The following is a 14,947-nucleotide window of genomic DNA, read 5'->3' on the forward strand; positions in this document are numbered from 1 at the left end:
AAACATACGGCGGATTACGCTGCGCTAATCCGCCCTACGACTAGCAGCCTTGGCTGGTGCCGCGCCGCGTCGGCGCCGTTGCGTCCACCACACCAGCGCGAGCAGCGCGAAGGCGGGAATGTAGATCCAGTCCTTGGAGGGTCGGTCTGCTACCGGAAGTTCGATCGCGCTGATCGTCAGCCCCTGTTCGAGCCCGAGGCGTGCGGCGCGACTGCCGAAACGCACGGTCGAAACCTGCACCTGACCGCCGAATGCCATCACGCCTACGCCGGCCTGAGCCAGCCGCTCGGTTGCGCTCGGTGCCGGTTCGCCCAGCGGCAGCAGCACGCCCTTGGAGATCTCGCGACCCTCGATCGAGATGCCCTCGACCCAGATGCGCAGATTGGCGTTGGGCGGTGCGGTCTCGACCAGCCGCGTCAGCTCGCTCGGCGGCACCTGCTCGAAGGGCGGATGCAACTGATCCATCCAGAAGCCGGGGCGGAACAGACTGAAGGTGATGAGCAGCAGCAGCGCCGCCTCGTACCAGCGGTTGCGCGTGACGAACCAGCCCTGGGTGGCCGCGGCGAAGCACATGCTCGCGATCGTCGCGACGAAGATCGTCAGGCACAGATGCGCGATGCTGTCGATGCCGATGAGCAGCAACTCGGTGTTGAAGATGAACATGAACGGCAGGATGGCCGTGCGCGCGCTGTAGCCGAAGGCGGTGAAGCCGGTGCGGATCGGGTCGCTGTTGGCGATACCCGCGGCGGCGTAGGAGGCCAGACCCACCGGTGGAGTGACGTCGGCCATCAGGCCGAAATAGAACACGAACAGGTGCACCGCGATGAGTGGCACCAGCAGGCCGTTCTGCGCGCCCAGTTCGACGATGACCGGTGCCATCAGCGTGGACACCACGATGTAATTGGCTGTCGTTGGCAAGCCCATGCCGAGGATCAGGCAGATCAGCGCGACCAGCACCAGCATCACCATCAGGTTGCCGCCCGAGAGCACCTCGACCAGTTCGGTCATGACCAGGCCGATGCCGGTCAGCGTGACCGTGCCGACGATGATGCCTGCGGTGGCGGTGGCGATCGCGATGGCGATCATGTTGCGCGCACCGGTGACCAGCCCGCCGAACAGGTCGTCGAATCCTTCGCGCAACCAGTGCGCGTATTCGCCCGAGCCGCGGAAGAAGGCGAACAGCGGACGTTGCGTGACGAGGATGAAGATCAGGAACATCGTGGCCCAGAAGGCCGAGAGTGCTGGCGAGAGTTGCTCGACCATCAGGTTCCAGATCAGCGCGGCCACCGGCAGCAGGAAATGCAGGCCGGACTTGAGCGTGGGACCGATCTCCGGCAGGTATTCGATGGGCGCGTTGGGGTCCTCCATGTGCAGTTCGGGAAAGCGCGCCGAATAGCGCACGACGGCCACATAGCCGGCGAGCAGCAGCGGTCCGACGATCAGCATCGAGGCGTCGCCGGCCACGTCCTTGATCCAGCCGAAACCCCAGTAGACGATCGCAGCGAGGATGACCAGGCCGGAGATCGTCAGCGTGGTGGACACGACGACGTTCCTGAGCAGCAGTTCCTCGCGCCGCGGCAGGCCCTGCAGGTCGGCCTTCATCGCCTCCAGATGCACGATGTAAAACAGCGCGATGTAGGAGATCAGTGCCGGCACGATGGCATGCTTGAGCACCTGGGTGTAGGGGATGCCGACGTATTCCACCATCAGGAAGGCCGCCGCGCCCATCACCGGTGGCATCAGCTGGCCGTTGACCGACGAGGCCACTTCAACCGCCGCGGCCTTGTCGGGCCGGTAGCCGACCTTCTTGATCAGCGGGATGGTGAAGGTGCCGGTGGTCACCACGTTGGCGATCGACGAGCCCGAGATCAGGCCGGTCGATGCCGAGGCCACCACCGCCGCCTTGGCCGGGCCGCCGCGCAGGTGGCCGAGCAGGGCGATGGCGGACTTGATGAAGTAGTTGCCCGCACCCGCGGTCTCGAGCAGCGCGCCGAACAGCACGAAGAGGAAGATGAAGCCGGCCGACACGCCCACCGCGACGCCGAACACGCCTTCGGTGCCCAGCCACATGTGGCTCATGCCCTTGTTCAGCGAGGCGCCGCGGTGCGCGATCATGTCGGGCATGTAGGGGCCGAAGAACACGTAGACCAGGAACACCACGGCGAGGATCACCATCGGCATTCCGAGCGCGCGGCGTGCGGCCTCGAGCAGCAGCACGATGCCCAGCGCGGCGGCGACCAGATCCGGCGTGGTCGGCAGACCCGGGCGGGTGGACAGCGAGTCGTAGAACAGGAACAAATAGCCGGCGCAGAAGGATGCGGCGAGTGCCAGCAGCCAGTCGTGCACGGGCACGTAGTCGCGCGGCGAGCGCTTCGATGCCGGGTAGGCGGCAAACGCCAGGAAGGTCGCGAAAGCCAGATGGATGGAGCGCGCCTCGGTGTCGTTGAACACGCCGAAGCCCAGCGAGAAGGCCAGCGGCGAGGCGATCCACAGCTGGAACAGCGACCAGCACAGCGCGACGGCGATGAGCAGCTTCGCGGCGAAACCGGTTGGACGCCGTCCGCCGGTGTCGGCCTCGGCGACGATGTGGCGCAGCTCTTCCTCGCTCAGTTCGTGGTCGGTGATCTTGCTTGGATCGGCCATGTTCGCGTCTCTGTGCTGGCGGCGACGCGGGGCCGCGCGGGTCCGCGACGCATGGTCGGGGCACGGCCCGGCGACTGCCGGGCCGGCGTCGGGCCCGCGCCGGGGCGCGGGCCCGCGGGCTTACATCCAGCCCTTCTCCTTGTAGTAGCGCACGGCACCGTCGTGCAGCGGCGCGGACAGACCGTTCTTGATCATGTCCTCGGGTTTGAGATGAGCCAGCGCCGGGTGCAGTTTCTTGAAGTCCTCGAAGTTCTCGAACACCGCCTTGACCATGGTGTAGACGACATCGGCCGAGGTGTTGGTCGAGGTGACGAAGGTTGCCAGCACGCCGTAGGTCGGGGTCGGATCGGGGTTGTTGGCGTACAGCCCGCCCGGGATCGCGACATTGGCATAGTAGGGGCGCTCGGTCACGAGCTTGTCGACGGCCGGCCCGGTCAGCGGCACCAGCTTGGCGCCGCAGGTCGTGGTCGGATCCTGGATGTTGGCCGACGGGTGGCCGACGCCATAGAAGAAACCGTCGATGCGGTTGTCGCACAGCGCCGCGCCGTGTTCGTCGGCACGCAGTTCCGAGGCCAGCGAGAAGTCGGCCGTGGTCCAGCCCATTGCCGAGAGCAGTTCCTCCATCGATGCGCGCGTGCCCGAACCCGGGTTGCCGACGTTGAAGCGCTTGCCCTTCAGATCCGCGAAGCTCTTGACGCCCGCATCCGGTCGTACGGCGACCGTGAACGGTTCCGGATGCAGCGAGAACACGGCGCGCAGGTCCTTGTTCGCACCGGCGTCCTTGAAGCTGCTCGAGCCGTTGTAGGCGTGATACTGCCAGTCCGACTGCGCCACGCCGAAGTCGAGTTCGCCGGCGCGGATGGTGTTGAGGTTGTAGACCGAGCCGCCGGTACTCTCGACCGAACAGCGGATACCGTGCTCCTTGCGGCCCATGTTGATCAGGCGGCAGATCGCGCCGCCGGCTGCGTAATAGACGCCAGTGACGCCGCCGGTGCCGATGGTGACGAATTGCTGCTGGGCTGCGACGGGTGTCGCGGAAAGGCTGCCAAGCAGTGCGAGGCCGGCGGCCAGTGCGGTGAGTCGTTTCATGAACGAATCCTCCTGTCTCTGTGGGGCAGTGTTCCAGCGCCAGGGGTCACGCGAACATCGCGTGTGCCCGCAGCGCTGAATTTCACTACCGGTGAAGATAACGCCGTTTGCGCGGGACCGCCAGCACGGCCGTTCGCGGACCTCAGGCGAGCGCCTGGTGCGCCATGCCGAGGGCATCGGCGACTTCGGCGTGCGCGATGCCGCCCGCGTGTACGTTGAGCCCTTCGGCCAGATGCGCGTCATCGGTCAGCGCCTGCCGCCAGCCCTTGTCGGCGAGCGCCAGCACATGGGGCAGGGTCGCGGCGTTGAGCGCCTGGGTCGCGCTGCGTGCCACCGCGCCGGGCATGTTCGCCACGCAATAGTGCACGACGTCCTGCTCGACGTAGGTCGGCGCCTCGTGGGTGGTGGCGCGCGAACTCTCGCAGCAGCCGCCCTGATCGATCGCCACGTCGACGATGACGCTGCCCGCGCGCATCGCGACGAGCATCTCGCGCGTGACCAGTTTCGGTGCGTTACCGCCCGGAACCAGCACCGCGCCGATCACCAGATCGGCATCGGCGAGGCTGCGTGCAATGGCCTCGCGACTCGCGTGCAGCGTCGCCGCGCGCGTGCCGAAACGATTCACGCTGCGGCGCAGCGCGTCGAGCGAGCGGTCGATCACGGTCACGCGTGCGCCCACGCCCAAGGCGATCATCGCCGCGTTGCTGCCGACCGTGCCGGCACCCAGTACGACGACGTGTCCCGGTTCCACGCCGGGCACGCCGCCGAGCAACACGCCGCGCCCGCCGGCGGCCTTCTCCAGACAATGCGCGCCGGCCTGCACGCTCATGCGCCCGGCGACTTCCGACATCGGCGCGAGCAGCGGCAGGCCACCGTGGGCATCGGTGACGGTTTCGTAGGCGATCGCGGTGAGGCCGGCATCCATCAGCGCGCGCGCCTGCTGCGGATCGGGTGCCAGATGCAGATAGGTGAACAGCACATGCTCGGCGCGCAGGTGGGCGAACTCTTCGGGCTGCGGCTCCTTGACCTTGACGATCAGCTCGGCCGCGTCGAAGACCTCGCGCGCGGAGTCCGTCAGCGTTGCGCCGGCCGCGCGATAGTCGGCGTCGCGCGCACCGGCCCCGAGTCCGGCGCCGCGCTCGACGAAGACTTCGTGCCCGCGCGCGACGAGTTCGCCGACGCCGGCCGGCAGCAGGCCGACGCGGTACTCGTGGTTCTTGATTTCACGGGGGATGCCTACGCGCATCGCGTTCCTCCGACTCGATTCCGATGCGCGCAGTGTAGCCGCTCAGTGCGCTTCGAGTTCGGCACACACCGCTTCGGGCGTGCGGATGCGGTACAGCGAGCGCACCAGACGGTGGCGGTCGAGTCGCAGCAGGGCCTTGTCGCGGCTGATCAGCAGCGCAGCGTTGGCGTCGCGCGCCAGCTCCAGGAACTTCTGGTCGTCGGCGTCGCGGCACATGGGCAGGGGCGCAGATTCGGGCGAGGATGGGGTCGGGAGCGCGCACCGCGCGCGATAGGTCGCGGCGATGTGCGTCTGCCGCTCGGCCGGGATCGCGAACTGGCGGTAGGCGAGCACGCGGGTCAGTTCCTCGAGCGTGTCCTCGCGCGCGGCCAGCAAGAACGCACCGGTGTCGATCGCTCGCGCCAGCGGCGCGAGCTTCGCATCCTGCCACCACCACAGCGCCATCACCGTGTTGGTGTCGAGCACCGCCCGCGCGGGCACGTTCATGCCGGCGTGTCGGCTTCCGCCTTGCGGTCGAGGCGGAACTTCACATAGCTGCCGGGCGCTTCCTCGATGGCTTCGAGCGGACCGGCGGCCGGGTCGCGTGCGGCCACGCGGGCGCTGTTGCCGTCCTGCGCCTCGAGCCAGGCGTTCCAGTCGTCCCACCACGAGCCGGCCTGCTGCTGCGCGTTGGCCAGCCAGTCGTCCGCGCTCTCCGGCAACTCGTCGCTGCCCGGCGTCCAGTAGCAGTACTTGTTGGCCACCGGCGGATTGACGATGCCGGCGATGTGGCCCGAGCCGCCGAGCACGAAGCGCACCGGCCCGCCCAGATGGCGCGCGCCGATGTAGGTGCTCTTCCACGGCGCGATGTGATCCTCGACCGTGGAGATGAAGTAGGCCGGCGTCCTGACCTTGCCCAGATCGATCTTGACGCCGTCGATCTCGATGCCTCCGGGCTCGACCAGGCGGTTCTCCAGATACATGTTGCGCAGGTAGAAGCTGTGCATCTTCGCCGGCAGGCGCGTCGAATCCGAGTTCCAGTAGAGCAGGTCGAACGGGAACGGGTCCTTGCCGAGCAGGTAGTTGTTCACGACGAAGGACCAGATGAGGTCGTTCGAGCGCAGCATGTTGAAGGTGGTGGCCATCTCCGAGCCTTCGAGATAGCCGCGTTCGCTCATCTTCCTCTCGAGGCTGGCGACCTGCTGCTCGTCGATGAACACACCCAGCTCGCCCGGCTCGGAGAAGTCGGTGAGCGTGGTCAGGAAGGTGGTCGAGGCGATGCGCTTCTGGCGTTTGGCGGTGAGCCAGGCCTGCGCCGTGGCCAGCAGCGTGCCGCCCAGGCAATAGCCCACGGCGTTGACCTGGCGTTCGCCGGTCTGCTGTTCGACGGCGTCGAGCGCAGCCAGCACGCCATCGCGCAGATAGGCGTCGAAGCCCAGTTGCGCCAGGCGCTCGTCCGGATTGACCCAGGAGATCACGAACACCGTATTGCCCTGGTCCACGCACCACTTGATCAGCGAGTTCTTCTCGCGCAGGTCGAGGATGTAGAACTTGTTGATCCACGGCGGCACGATCAGCAGCGGACGCTTGCGCACCTTGTCGGTGGACGGCGAGTACTGCACGAGCTGCATCAGCTCGTTCTGGAAGACGACCTTGCCGGGGCTGGTGGCGACGTTCCTGCCCAGTTCGAAGGCCTCGAGGTCGGTCATGCGGATGCGCAGCTCGCCGTCGCCGTGTTCGATGTCGCGCAGCAGGTTGTCCAGCCCGCGCACCAGATTCGCGCCGTTGCTGGCGACGGTCTCGCGCAGCACCTCGGGGTTGGTCATCGCGAAGTTCGACGGGCTGAGCGCGTCGACATACTGACGCGTGAAGAAATCGACCTTCTTCTGCGTCTGTTCGTCCAGCCCCTCGACACCGGAGACCGTGTCGTGGATGTGGCGCGCGGTGATCAGATAGGACTGCTTGATGAAATCGAACAGGAAGTGATCTTCCCACTCGTCGTCGCGGAAGCGTCGGTCGCCCTTCTCTGGCGTGGCCACCGGCTCGACGGGGATGCCCATCATGCGCTGCATGGCGTTGTGCCACAGGCTCATGTAATCCATCGAGAGCTTGAACTGCGCCTGTGCCAGCCGCATCGGGTCGGCGAACAGCTTGGCCGACATGTCCATGAAGGCCTGGGCAACGCCGAGTTCGTCCGTCGGCGCCTTCACGCCTTCGCGCATCTGCCGGTGCATGTGTTCCTGCAACATCTTCGACGCGCGCTGCGCGACTTCGGCATAGGTCGCGGCGACTTCCTGCGGATCGGGCGGGGTGGGCTTGTCCTGCGTCGTGGCGGCCATCGGCAAAGCTCCTTCAGTTGCGGTGTCTTCGTGCGAAACGTACCGTGCCATCGTCACCACTCACGCGCTCGACCAGACCGCGTTGCGCGAGGTGGTTCAGGTGGGCGACGGCTTCGCCCATCGCGAACATCACCTGATGGTTGTCGAGTTCGCGAGGGAACAGCACGGGCAGCAGTTCGCCCGCGCTCATGGGTCGATCCAACGCCTGCAATACTGCGCTGCAGCGTTCCGCGTGGTGGGCTTCGAGTTGTTCGATACGAGCCCGGATTCCGCGGAACGGCTTGCCATGTGATGGTAGCACGAGCGTGTTGCCGGGCAAGTCGATGATGCGCTGCAGCGAAAGCAGGAAGCATCCCAGCGCATCGTCGAGCGGGGCCGCGGCCTGGACGCTGACGTTGGTCGAGATGCGCGGCAGCAGCATGTCCCCGGAGATCAGTATGCCGTCCTCGGCGCAATACAGGCTGGCGTGCTCGGGCGCATGGCCGTGGCCGACGACGACGCGCCAGTGGCGACCGCCGATGGTCAGGCGGTCACCGTGAAAGATGCGCCGGTGCGTGCGTGGCAGTTCCGGTACGCCGCGCCGGTAGGTGTTGCCACGCGCCTCGAGTGCCGCCAGGCGCGGCTCGGGCAGGCCATGGCTGCGGAAGAAGGCGACCATGTCGGCCACGCAATGTCCGGGCAACTGGTGCCACAGGGCCAGCGCTTCGAGGTATTCCGCCTCGGTCATGTACACCGTTGCGTCGTCGCGCGCGGCGATCCATGCGGCCAGGCCGAGATGGTCGGGGTGAAAGTGCGTGACCACCACGCCCGAGATGCGTCGGCCGTCGGCCTCCAGAATGCGCCTCCAGTGCGCGCGCGTCTCGTCGGTGCCGAAGCCGGTGTCGACCAGCACCATGTCGTCGCCGTCGTCGAGCATCCACAGGTTGATGTGATCGAGGGCGAAGGGCAGCGGCATGCGCACCCAGGACACGCCGGGCGCCACGCGGGTCGGTGTGGTGGGTGCGGGGACTTCGCCGAAGGGGTAGTCGAGCGGGTCGGAACGGCTCACGTCGTGGACTCTCCGTGGGAATCTGTGCGCATGGTAGCCGCGATGGCCCGGCTCGGCACGAGATGGCAAACTGTCGGGATCGCCAACCGCTTTGCCCAAGGAGTTTTGCGTCATGGCCGACCCCATCGATTTCTGGTTCGACTTCTCGTCCCCCTACGGCTACATGATGGCCGAGCGCATCGACACGCTCGCCGCCAAGCATGGGCGCGAGGTCAAGTGGCGCCCCTTCCTGCTGGGTGCGGTGTTCAAGCACACCGGTGGTCAGCCCTTGCCTTCCCAGCCGATGAAGGGGCCGTACAGCAAGCACGACCTGGCGCGCAGCGCGCGCTTTCTCGGTCTGCCGTTCACGATGCCCGAGGCCTTTCCGGTGTCCACGCACCAGGCCTGCCGCGTTTTCTACTGGTTGGAGTCGCGTAATCCACGCCTCGCCCACGAATTCGCGATCGGCGTGTTTCATGCCTATTTCGTAGACGGGCGCGACATCTCGCAGATGGACGTGCTCGAGGGTGTCGCCGGCAAGCTCGACATCGCCCCCGAGGCAGTGGCCGGCGCGACCGCCGACGATGCGGTCAAGGCCCATCTCCGCGAGGTGTGCGAAGTGGCGATCGCCAGCGGCGTGTTCGGCTCGCCCTTCGTCGTCATCGACGGCGAGCCCTTCTGGGGTGTGGACCGCCTGCCGCAGATCGAGCGCTGGCTCGAACAGGGCGGCTTCTGAGAGACGGTGCGATGACTCTGCCTTCACGTGTGCGCATCGTCGAGGTTGGCCCGCGCGACGGCCTGCAGAACGAGCCGCTACCGGTCTCGGTCGAGACCAAGGCGGAACTGGTTGCACGCCTGGCCGATGCCGGGCTGACGACGATCGAAACCACCGCCTTCGTCTCGCCCCGGTGGGTGCCGCAGATGGCCGATGCCGCCAAGGTGATGGCGCGCGTCAATGCCTCGCGTCGCCCCGGCGTGCGCCACACCGTGCTGACGCCCAACCTGAAGGGCTTCGAGGCGGCGCGCGCGGCCGGTGTGGACGAGGTCGCGGTGTTCGCCGCGGCGTCCGAATCGTTCAGCCAGCGCAACATCAACTGCAGCATCGACGAGTCGCTGACGCGTTTCGAGCCGGTGTTGGCGGCCGCGCGCGAGGCGAGCCTGCCGGTGCGCGGCTACATCTCCTGCGTGGCCGGCTGCCCGTACGAAGGCGCGGTCGCGCCGCGTGCGGTGGCCGATATCGCGGCGCGGCTCATCGCCATGGGTTGCTTCGAGGTATCCCTGGGCGACACCATCGGTAGCGGCAACCCGGCCACCATCCGCGCCATGCTCGACGCCGTGCTCGCACGCGTTCCCGCTGCGCAGCTGGCCGGGCACTATCACGACACCTGGGGCATGGCGATCGCCAACATCCTGGTCTCGCTCGAGGCCGGCATCGCGGTGTTCGACGCCTCGGTCGGCGGGCTGGGCGGCTGTCCGTACGCGCCGGGCGCCTCGGGCAACGTCGCCACCGAAGACGTGCAGTGGCTGATGCAGGGGCTGGGCATAGACACCGGCGTCGATCTGGACGCGCTCGTCGATACCGCCGCGTGGATCAGCAATGAACTGGGCCGCAGGCCGGCTTCGCGCGTCGCGCCCGCACGTCTGGCGCAGCGCGGCAAGGCCTGCGAGAACCGATGAGCACGGGCGCGGACAAAGCAGGATCGTCGACACTGGAGTCCGGGATGGAATCTGCCTCGCCGTGCATCGGCACCTGCCGCATCGACGCCAACGGCCTGTGCGCCGGTTGCGCGCGCACGCTCGACGAGATCGCGCGCTGGGGTGGCATGGACATCGACGCCCGGCGTCGGGTGCTGGCGCGGTTGCGCGAGCGCCGCGCCGCAATCGACTGCGGGGGTTCGGCGCGATGAACGACGAATGCCTCGGCTTGTGCGACATCGACTGGGAGGCCGGGGTGTGCCAGGGCTGTGGCCGCGCCACCGACGAGATCTTCGGGAGCGGGAGCGGTGCGGAAGCGGAACCTGCACCGGCGGCGAGCGATGACGAATGACGCGGAGAACGCCATGCAGATCGTGCTGATCAGCGGCCTGTCCGGTTCCGGCAAGAGCGTGGTGCTCAAGGCGCTCGAGGACTACGGCTATTTCGCCGTCGACAACCTGCCGGCGATGCTGCTGCCGCAACTGGTGGAATACCTGCGCGACGCCGGTCACCGGCGCGTCGCGGTGGCCGTGGACGTGCGCTCGGGCGCGAGCATCGCGGCCCTGCCCGAGCGCATTGCCGACACCCGCAAGTTGGTCGACGACCTGCGCCTGATCTTTCTCAACGCGCGCGACGACACGCTGATCGCGCGCTTTTCGGAAACGCGTCGCCGCCACCCGCTGGCGAGCGACGAGATATCGCTGGCCGAGGCCATTCACCACGAGCGCGCGGCCCTCGAGGCGATCGCCGAGATGGGTCACAACTTCGATACCAGCGACATGGCGCCCAACACGCTGCGCGCCTGGGTCAAGGATTTCGTCGGCGCCGACCCCACCGCCGGGCTGACGCTGATGTTCCAGTCCTTCGGTTTCAAGCTTGGCATTCCGCTCGACGCCGATCTGGTCTTCGACGTGCGCTGCCTGCCCAACCCGCACTACGACCCGGTGCTGCGCCCGCTCACCGGCTGCGATGCGCCGGTGGCCGAATTCCTGTCGCAGATCCCGGACGTCGGGCGCATGGCCGAGGATATCCGACGCTTCGTCGCCGACTGGCTGCCCAGTTTCGTGCGCGACAACCGCAGCTACCTGACGGTGGCCATCGGCTGTACCGGTGGCCAGCACCGATCGGTGTATCTGGCCGAGCGCCTGGCACGCGAATTCCGTGGCCAGGTGCGCGTGCTGGTGCGCCACCGCTCGATCGAGCAGCGCAAGGGCGGCGCATGAAGGGCTTCGCGCTGGGGCCGGAGTGGCGCACGCTGCTGCGTCCGGGGGATTTCGTCACGCTGGCGCTGGCGGTGACGGTGTGCATCGGCTCGGTGCTGATGCTGTGGCGTGGCGGCGCACCCGACAAGGTCGTGGTTCGTGCCGGTGGCCAGGTCTTCGCCGAAGCCAGCCTCGCACGCGAACAGTTCATCGAAGTGCCCGGCCCGCTCGGCACCACGCGCATCGAGATCCAGCCCGGCCGCGCGCGCGTCGCCGAGGACCCCGGCCCGCGCCAATACTGCGTGCGCCAGGGCTGGCTCACGCGCGCCGGCTCCACCGCGATCTGCGCACCCAATCAGGTCAGCCTGTCGCTGGCGGGTGGTTCGGCGGACTTCGATTCGTTGAATTACTGAACGGTGAGGGGGAGACCGGGGAGGGCGAGAGGGCTTTGCTCTCCACAGACATCAGCTTTCGACGACCCGGGCGACATCGCCACGGCATTCGGCACAGCGACCGACAAGCAGGAGGTCGCCATCCTTGATGGCTGCGCTGAAATCGGTAATCGTCACTTCGTGGCGACAACGACTGCACCAGACGTTCGACAGCAGCAATCGACGCCTCGCCTCGGACATCGATTGCCAGCGCATCAGAGCCGGTTTCGTGAACGAAGTACGGGGTGCGCTGTGTTGGCCTGCCGGTCCGGCCGAAACGGACTGATCGAATCTGTGCGTTGTTTGCACGCCACTTTCGGTTCCCATGAGCCGATGGGCGGAGCGAACGATGCTCTCAATTGCAAAGTCCGGTACCGACATGCCTGCGGCTGTGGCCGCTTGGAGCAGCAACTCATGTTGCTCGCGAGTCATGCGTAATGCCAGTCGGATGGTCGAGTCGGGGGCTGTTTGTGTCATCGCGTCGTCGACTTGTGCAAGATTGTCGCAGGTTGACGTTTACGCAGCGCGAATCCGGCCAGCAACATGGCCAGCGCGACCATCGCCAGCTTTGACAGCGTTGGTATCGCGGTGATGGCGGTTGCGGCGGCGACCGTCAGTTCGGCCGTGGCGGGATCGGCGTTGTTGCCACCATCGCTTCGCAGCGCGCCTGCCGCGATGGTGTTGGTGTAGCTGCCCGCAACACTGGAAGTGACATCGACGGTAATAGTGCAGCCATCCTGCGGAATGCTCGCGCCACTGGCGTAGCTCAGTGTGGCGCCGCCGGGGCTGGCGTCGGCGGTGCCCGGGCAGGTGCCTCCCAGGTTGGGTGTGTCGGCCACGACGACTTCGTCGGGCAGCGTGTCGACCAGTGCGGAAGTCAGCGTCAGCGCCGCGGCATTGGTGTTGCCAAGCGTTAGCGTGAGTGTCGACACACCGTTTTCGACGATGGATTCTGGCGCGAAGCTCTTGGCAACGGAGGGCGGCACCGGAGCGCTGGATACGCCGGTGAGTCCGCTATCCGAGTTGTTGGCGGTGAGACTTTCGGACGGATCCACGGATATCGTCGAGGACACGGGTACCTGGCCGTTCGCGGGGGCCTCGTAGTTGAACAGCACGGTGAACTGGTCTCCGCCCCCTAGCGTCGGCGGCAGACCCGTGAAACTGACCGTGCCGCCGCTGCAGGAGCCACTGGCGCCCGCATTGCCCGGGAAGCTGAAGACCAGCGCTTCGGGGCAGCCACCGGGGAAGTTCATGCCGTATTCGATCACCTCGTCCGCGTTTGAATCCACAGAGCCGGTATTCTGGAACAGCACATCGCCGAACACCGTGCCACCCGGTGTGGCAACGGCTGGTACGGCGATGTTGGTGGCGAGATCCACCTCGACCGCGGCAGCGATGATGGTCAGCGTGTTCTGTTGGGCAGCCGTGGTCTGGAAGGTCCACAGATCCAGCGCCTTGTTGTCGCCGAAATGATCGATTTCGGACGAACTGCGGCGCTCCCACTGGCGGTAATACTTCGGGCTGAAAGATGTCGTGATGTTCGAAAGGTTGGGGTCCGAGGAATCCACGCCGAGCAGGGAGAAGTAGGGCGAGGGCGCGTCCGTGGCGTCGCCCTCGATCAGCCAGGGCTCACCAATCGTGCCGACCGAATCGCCGCTGCGGGTGAGGTAGCCCCGGTCGTCGAAGTACACGGTGTTGCGCCCGTCCGGGCCGCCATTCAGGCGAGTGAGCACCGGTCCCCCGAAGTCGTTGCGCTCCGCATCGAGTAGTGGAAAATGCGTTTCGCCACTGCGACCGATCAGCTCAAAGGCGTAAGGGCCGCCGACGGGGAAGTCGTTGCCGAGGTTGTCCTTGCCGTTCCAGGTCACGCGATGGCTGCCGGTCCCGGCCAGGCCCGTGAGCGTCCTGTTGCCAGAATTGGCCGGGTCGAAATCGACCCCGTCGCGGCTGACGACGATCTGATAGGAAATGGTGTCAGTGGAACTGAACGTAAACGTCCCACCGGCACCCAGCGAGGAGGTCGAGCCGGAAACATTGCCTTCAAACACGAGGTTGCCGATCGTGGGCGGGACTGGGTCGATAGGGATGCCCAGCGCTGGGAGCACCTTGTTCACTTCCGCTCCGTTCGGCCCATCGGGGTCGATATCGCTGAAGAAGATCGGGAACTGCGGCGCTTGGGCAGTGACTCCTGCAGGCAACGTGTTGATCGGCACATTCTTGTACAGCGGCTCACCCTGATCCAGGAAACCCGAGGTGTTGCCGTAGAAGATGTGGTTCGCCGGCGACATGCCCTTGAACTCCTGCCGGTAGCGATAACCGTCGGTCGTGACGTAGTACAGGGTGATGTAGAGACGCTCGCCGGTGCCGTACGAATTGTTGGCACCCGTCCACTTGTAGGTGAATACGCGCCCGTCGATGTCCGTCGTGGTGGTCGCGTCCGCGCGCACCGTGATGTCCCAGACCGACACGACCTCGTCTCCCTGGCTGGGGTCCGTTGGGTCGGGATTGGTCACACTGGTCGACGACGTGATGTCTGTGCCGGTCCAGTCCTCGAACCAGACGCCGTAGATACCGGTGAGCGGTGCGCGATAGGCGCAGGGCTTCCAGCCATCCATGACAGTGACGCTGTTGTCGGCGCTGTTCGGGCCTGTCAGCTCCGATGTTCTTGCATTGCCGCCCGAGCTTTCGCCGTCGGGGCCGATCAGTCCTTCGATGCCGTTTGTGCCAACACTGTCGTCGAAGTAGTGGGGGCCGGAGCCGGTTTCGGCTACAGCGCCATCGGGATCCAGCCCCTCCTCGCAGGAAAACGCTACGTCGAACCCCGGCTCCTTGTCTGGCCAGGAAATTTCCATGCCTGGTGTACCGAAGTCCTGCGGGTTGTAGATGCGGATGTCCCGGTCGCCTCGTCCGTCTTCGTCGGCATCGATGCGGTTGCGCGAACCCACCAGAATGTACTCGCCCGCTTCGGCGTAGACATACAGGAAATGGGTGTCGGGTATCGAGTCAAAGTAGTGGTCGTCGGGATCGACGCGCAGCGCAGCGCGCGTTCGTCCGGAATTGCTCTCGTAGTCTGCCGGATACAGGCTTCGGCTGCCCTCCGCGTGCGCCATGTCTGGGCCAAGGGCGAGGCTCGCAATGGAGAGCGCCGCGAGCGTACCGGTCAGGGAGAGTGAGGAAAGGGTGTAGCAGTTGGGATGAGGCATGGCGAAACATTAACTCTACGTTGCCGATGTCCGGCCAAGGCGTACGTGGCCGGATGCGTACGAATAGTCCAAGCGGTTATGGCCTTGGCGACG

14 protein-coding genes are annotated in these 14,947 nt (G+C 66.4%); 6 read left to right on the forward strand and 8 right to left on the reverse strand.

All coding sequences use genetic code 11. The annotated features are described in order from the left end of the window. Positions 1-24 precede the first annotated feature (24 nt). From C0099_RS02105 to C0099_RS02130, 6 genes are all read right to left on the reverse strand, one after another. Complete coding sequence (locus C0099_RS02105) at positions 25-2,643, reverse strand: TRAP transporter permease (protein WP_102245909.1); 2,619 nt, start codon at positions 2,641-2,643, stop codon at positions 25-27. 120 nt (positions 2,644-2,763) lie between these two features. Continuing rightward, on the reverse strand, positions 2,764-3,732 hold the full coding sequence (locus C0099_RS02110; RefSeq protein WP_102245910.1) for a TAXI family TRAP transporter solute-binding subunit: 969 nt from the start codon (positions 3,730-3,732) through the stop codon (positions 2,764-2,766). Between the two features lie 142 nt (positions 3,733-3,874). Next, entirely contained in the window at positions 3,875-4,978 is a 1,104-nt protein-coding gene (gene ald, locus C0099_RS02115; protein WP_102245911.1) for an alanine dehydrogenase, read from the reverse strand. A 42-nt stretch (positions 4,979-5,020) separates the two neighbouring features. Continuing rightward, entirely contained in the window at positions 5,021-5,464 is a 444-nt protein-coding gene (locus C0099_RS02120) for a putative toxin-antitoxin system toxin component, PIN family (protein ID WP_102245912.1), read from the reverse strand. Next, entirely contained in the window at positions 5,461-7,296 is a 1,836-nt protein-coding gene (phaC, locus tag C0099_RS02125) for a class I poly(R)-hydroxyalkanoic acid synthase (RefSeq protein ID WP_102245913.1), read from the reverse strand. Before phaC ends, C0099_RS02120 begins: the two co-directional genes overlap by 4 nt. A gap of 13 nt (positions 7,297-7,309) precedes the next feature. Beyond that, positions 7,310-8,344: an MBL fold metallo-hydrolase gene (locus C0099_RS02130; protein ID WP_228151629.1), complete on the reverse strand. Its 1,035-nt coding sequence runs from the start codon at positions 8,342-8,344 to the stop codon at positions 7,310-7,312. Positions 8,345-8,456: 112 nt separating this feature from the next. On the opposite strand from C0099_RS02130, the gene C0099_RS02135 reads away from it, so the two are divergent. Genes C0099_RS02135 through C0099_RS02160 form a run of 6 tightly spaced genes read left to right on the forward strand, consistent with a single transcriptional unit; the run spans position 8,457 to position 11,633 of the window. After that, complete coding sequence (locus C0099_RS02135) at positions 8,457-9,059, forward strand: 2-hydroxychromene-2-carboxylate isomerase (RefSeq protein WP_102245915.1); 603 nt, start codon at positions 8,457-8,459, stop codon at positions 9,057-9,059. Between the two features lie 11 nt (positions 9,060-9,070). After that, on the forward strand, positions 9,071-10,000 hold the full coding sequence (locus C0099_RS02140; RefSeq protein ID WP_102245916.1) for a hydroxymethylglutaryl-CoA lyase: 930 nt from the start codon (positions 9,071-9,073) through the stop codon (positions 9,998-10,000). 44 nt (positions 10,001-10,044) lie between these two features. After that, complete coding sequence (locus C0099_RS02145; protein ID WP_102245917.1) at positions 10,045-10,230, forward strand: DUF1289 domain-containing protein; 186 nt, start codon at positions 10,045-10,047, stop codon at positions 10,228-10,230. Further along, the gene (locus C0099_RS02150) at positions 10,227-10,370 is read left to right on the forward strand and encodes a DUF1289 domain-containing protein (RefSeq protein WP_102245918.1); all 144 of its coding nucleotides are present in this window, start codon (positions 10,227-10,229) and stop codon (positions 10,368-10,370) included. The genes C0099_RS02145 and C0099_RS02150 overlap by 4 nt, the downstream gene beginning before the upstream one ends. Before the next feature lie 13 nt (positions 10,371-10,383). Then, positions 10,384-11,241 (forward strand): RNase adapter RapZ, encoded by an 858-nt coding sequence (gene rapZ / locus C0099_RS02155; RefSeq protein WP_102245919.1) that lies wholly within the window; start codon positions 10,384-10,386, stop codon positions 11,239-11,241. After that, the gene (locus C0099_RS02160; protein ID WP_102245920.1) at positions 11,238-11,633 is read left to right on the forward strand and encodes a NusG domain II-containing protein; all 396 of its coding nucleotides are present in this window, start codon (positions 11,238-11,240) and stop codon (positions 11,631-11,633) included. The genes rapZ and C0099_RS02160 overlap by 4 nt, the downstream gene beginning before the upstream one ends. Before the next feature lie 51 nt (positions 11,634-11,684). Here the strand turns inward: C0099_RS02160 and C0099_RS02165 are convergent, their stop codons facing one another. Then, positions 11,685-12,128, reverse strand: coding sequence for a type II toxin -antitoxin system TacA 1-like antitoxin (locus C0099_RS02165; RefSeq protein ID WP_102245921.1), 444 nt, complete (start codon positions 12,126-12,128; stop codon positions 11,685-11,687). Then, positions 12,125-14,854 (reverse strand): DUF7933 domain-containing protein, encoded by a 2,730-nt coding sequence (locus C0099_RS02170; RefSeq protein WP_123785208.1) that lies wholly within the window; start codon positions 14,852-14,854, stop codon positions 12,125-12,127. Before C0099_RS02170 ends, C0099_RS02165 begins: the two co-directional genes overlap by 4 nt. Positions 14,855-14,947: the final 93 nt, after the last annotated feature.

Source organism: Pseudazoarcus pumilus (genome assembly GCF_002872475.1).
In the GTDB taxonomy this organism is placed as follows: Bacteria; Pseudomonadota; Gammaproteobacteria; order Burkholderiales; family Rhodocyclaceae; genus Pseudazoarcus; species Pseudazoarcus pumilus.

What these genes read in the sequence shown, in the direction of transcription:
- C0099_RS02105 (WP_102245909.1), bottom strand. Translation starts at nt 2,643, where the DNA reads ATGGCCGATCCAAGCAAGATCACCGACCACGAACTGAGCGAGGAAGAG.
- C0099_RS02110 (WP_102245910.1), bottom strand. Translation starts at nt 3,732, where the DNA reads ATGAAACGACTCACCGCACTGGCCGCCGGCCTCGCACTGCTTGGCAGC.
- ald (WP_102245911.1), bottom strand. Translation starts at nt 4,978, where the DNA reads ATGCGCGTAGGCATCCCCCGTGAAATCAAGAACCACGAGTACCGCGTC.
- C0099_RS02120 (WP_102245912.1), bottom strand. Translation starts at nt 5,464, where the DNA reads ATGAACGTGCCCGCGCGGGCGGTGCTCGACACCAACACGGTGATGGCG.
- phaC (WP_102245913.1), bottom strand. Translation starts at nt 7,296, where the DNA reads ATGGCCGCCACGACGCAGGACAAGCCCACCCCGCCCGATCCGCAGGAA.
- C0099_RS02135 (WP_102245915.1), top strand. Translation starts at nt 8,457, where the DNA reads ATGGCCGACCCCATCGATTTCTGGTTCGACTTCTCGTCCCCCTACGGC.
- C0099_RS02140 (WP_102245916.1), top strand. Translation starts at nt 9,071, where the DNA reads ATGACTCTGCCTTCACGTGTGCGCATCGTCGAGGTTGGCCCGCGCGAC.
- C0099_RS02145 (WP_102245917.1), top strand. Translation starts at nt 10,045, where the DNA reads ATGGAATCTGCCTCGCCGTGCATCGGCACCTGCCGCATCGACGCCAAC.
- C0099_RS02150 (WP_102245918.1), top strand. Translation starts at nt 10,227, where the DNA reads ATGAACGACGAATGCCTCGGCTTGTGCGACATCGACTGGGAGGCCGGG.
- rapZ (WP_102245919.1), top strand. Translation starts at nt 10,384, where the DNA reads ATGCAGATCGTGCTGATCAGCGGCCTGTCCGGTTCCGGCAAGAGCGTG.
- C0099_RS02160 (WP_102245920.1), top strand. Translation starts at nt 11,238, where the DNA reads ATGAAGGGCTTCGCGCTGGGGCCGGAGTGGCGCACGCTGCTGCGTCCG.
- C0099_RS02165 (WP_102245921.1), bottom strand. Translation starts at nt 12,128, where the DNA reads ATGACACAAACAGCCCCCGACTCGACCATCCGACTGGCATTACGCATG.
- C0099_RS02170 (WP_123785208.1), bottom strand. Translation starts at nt 14,854, where the DNA reads ATGCCTCATCCCAACTGCTACACCCTTTCCTCACTCTCCCTGACCGGT.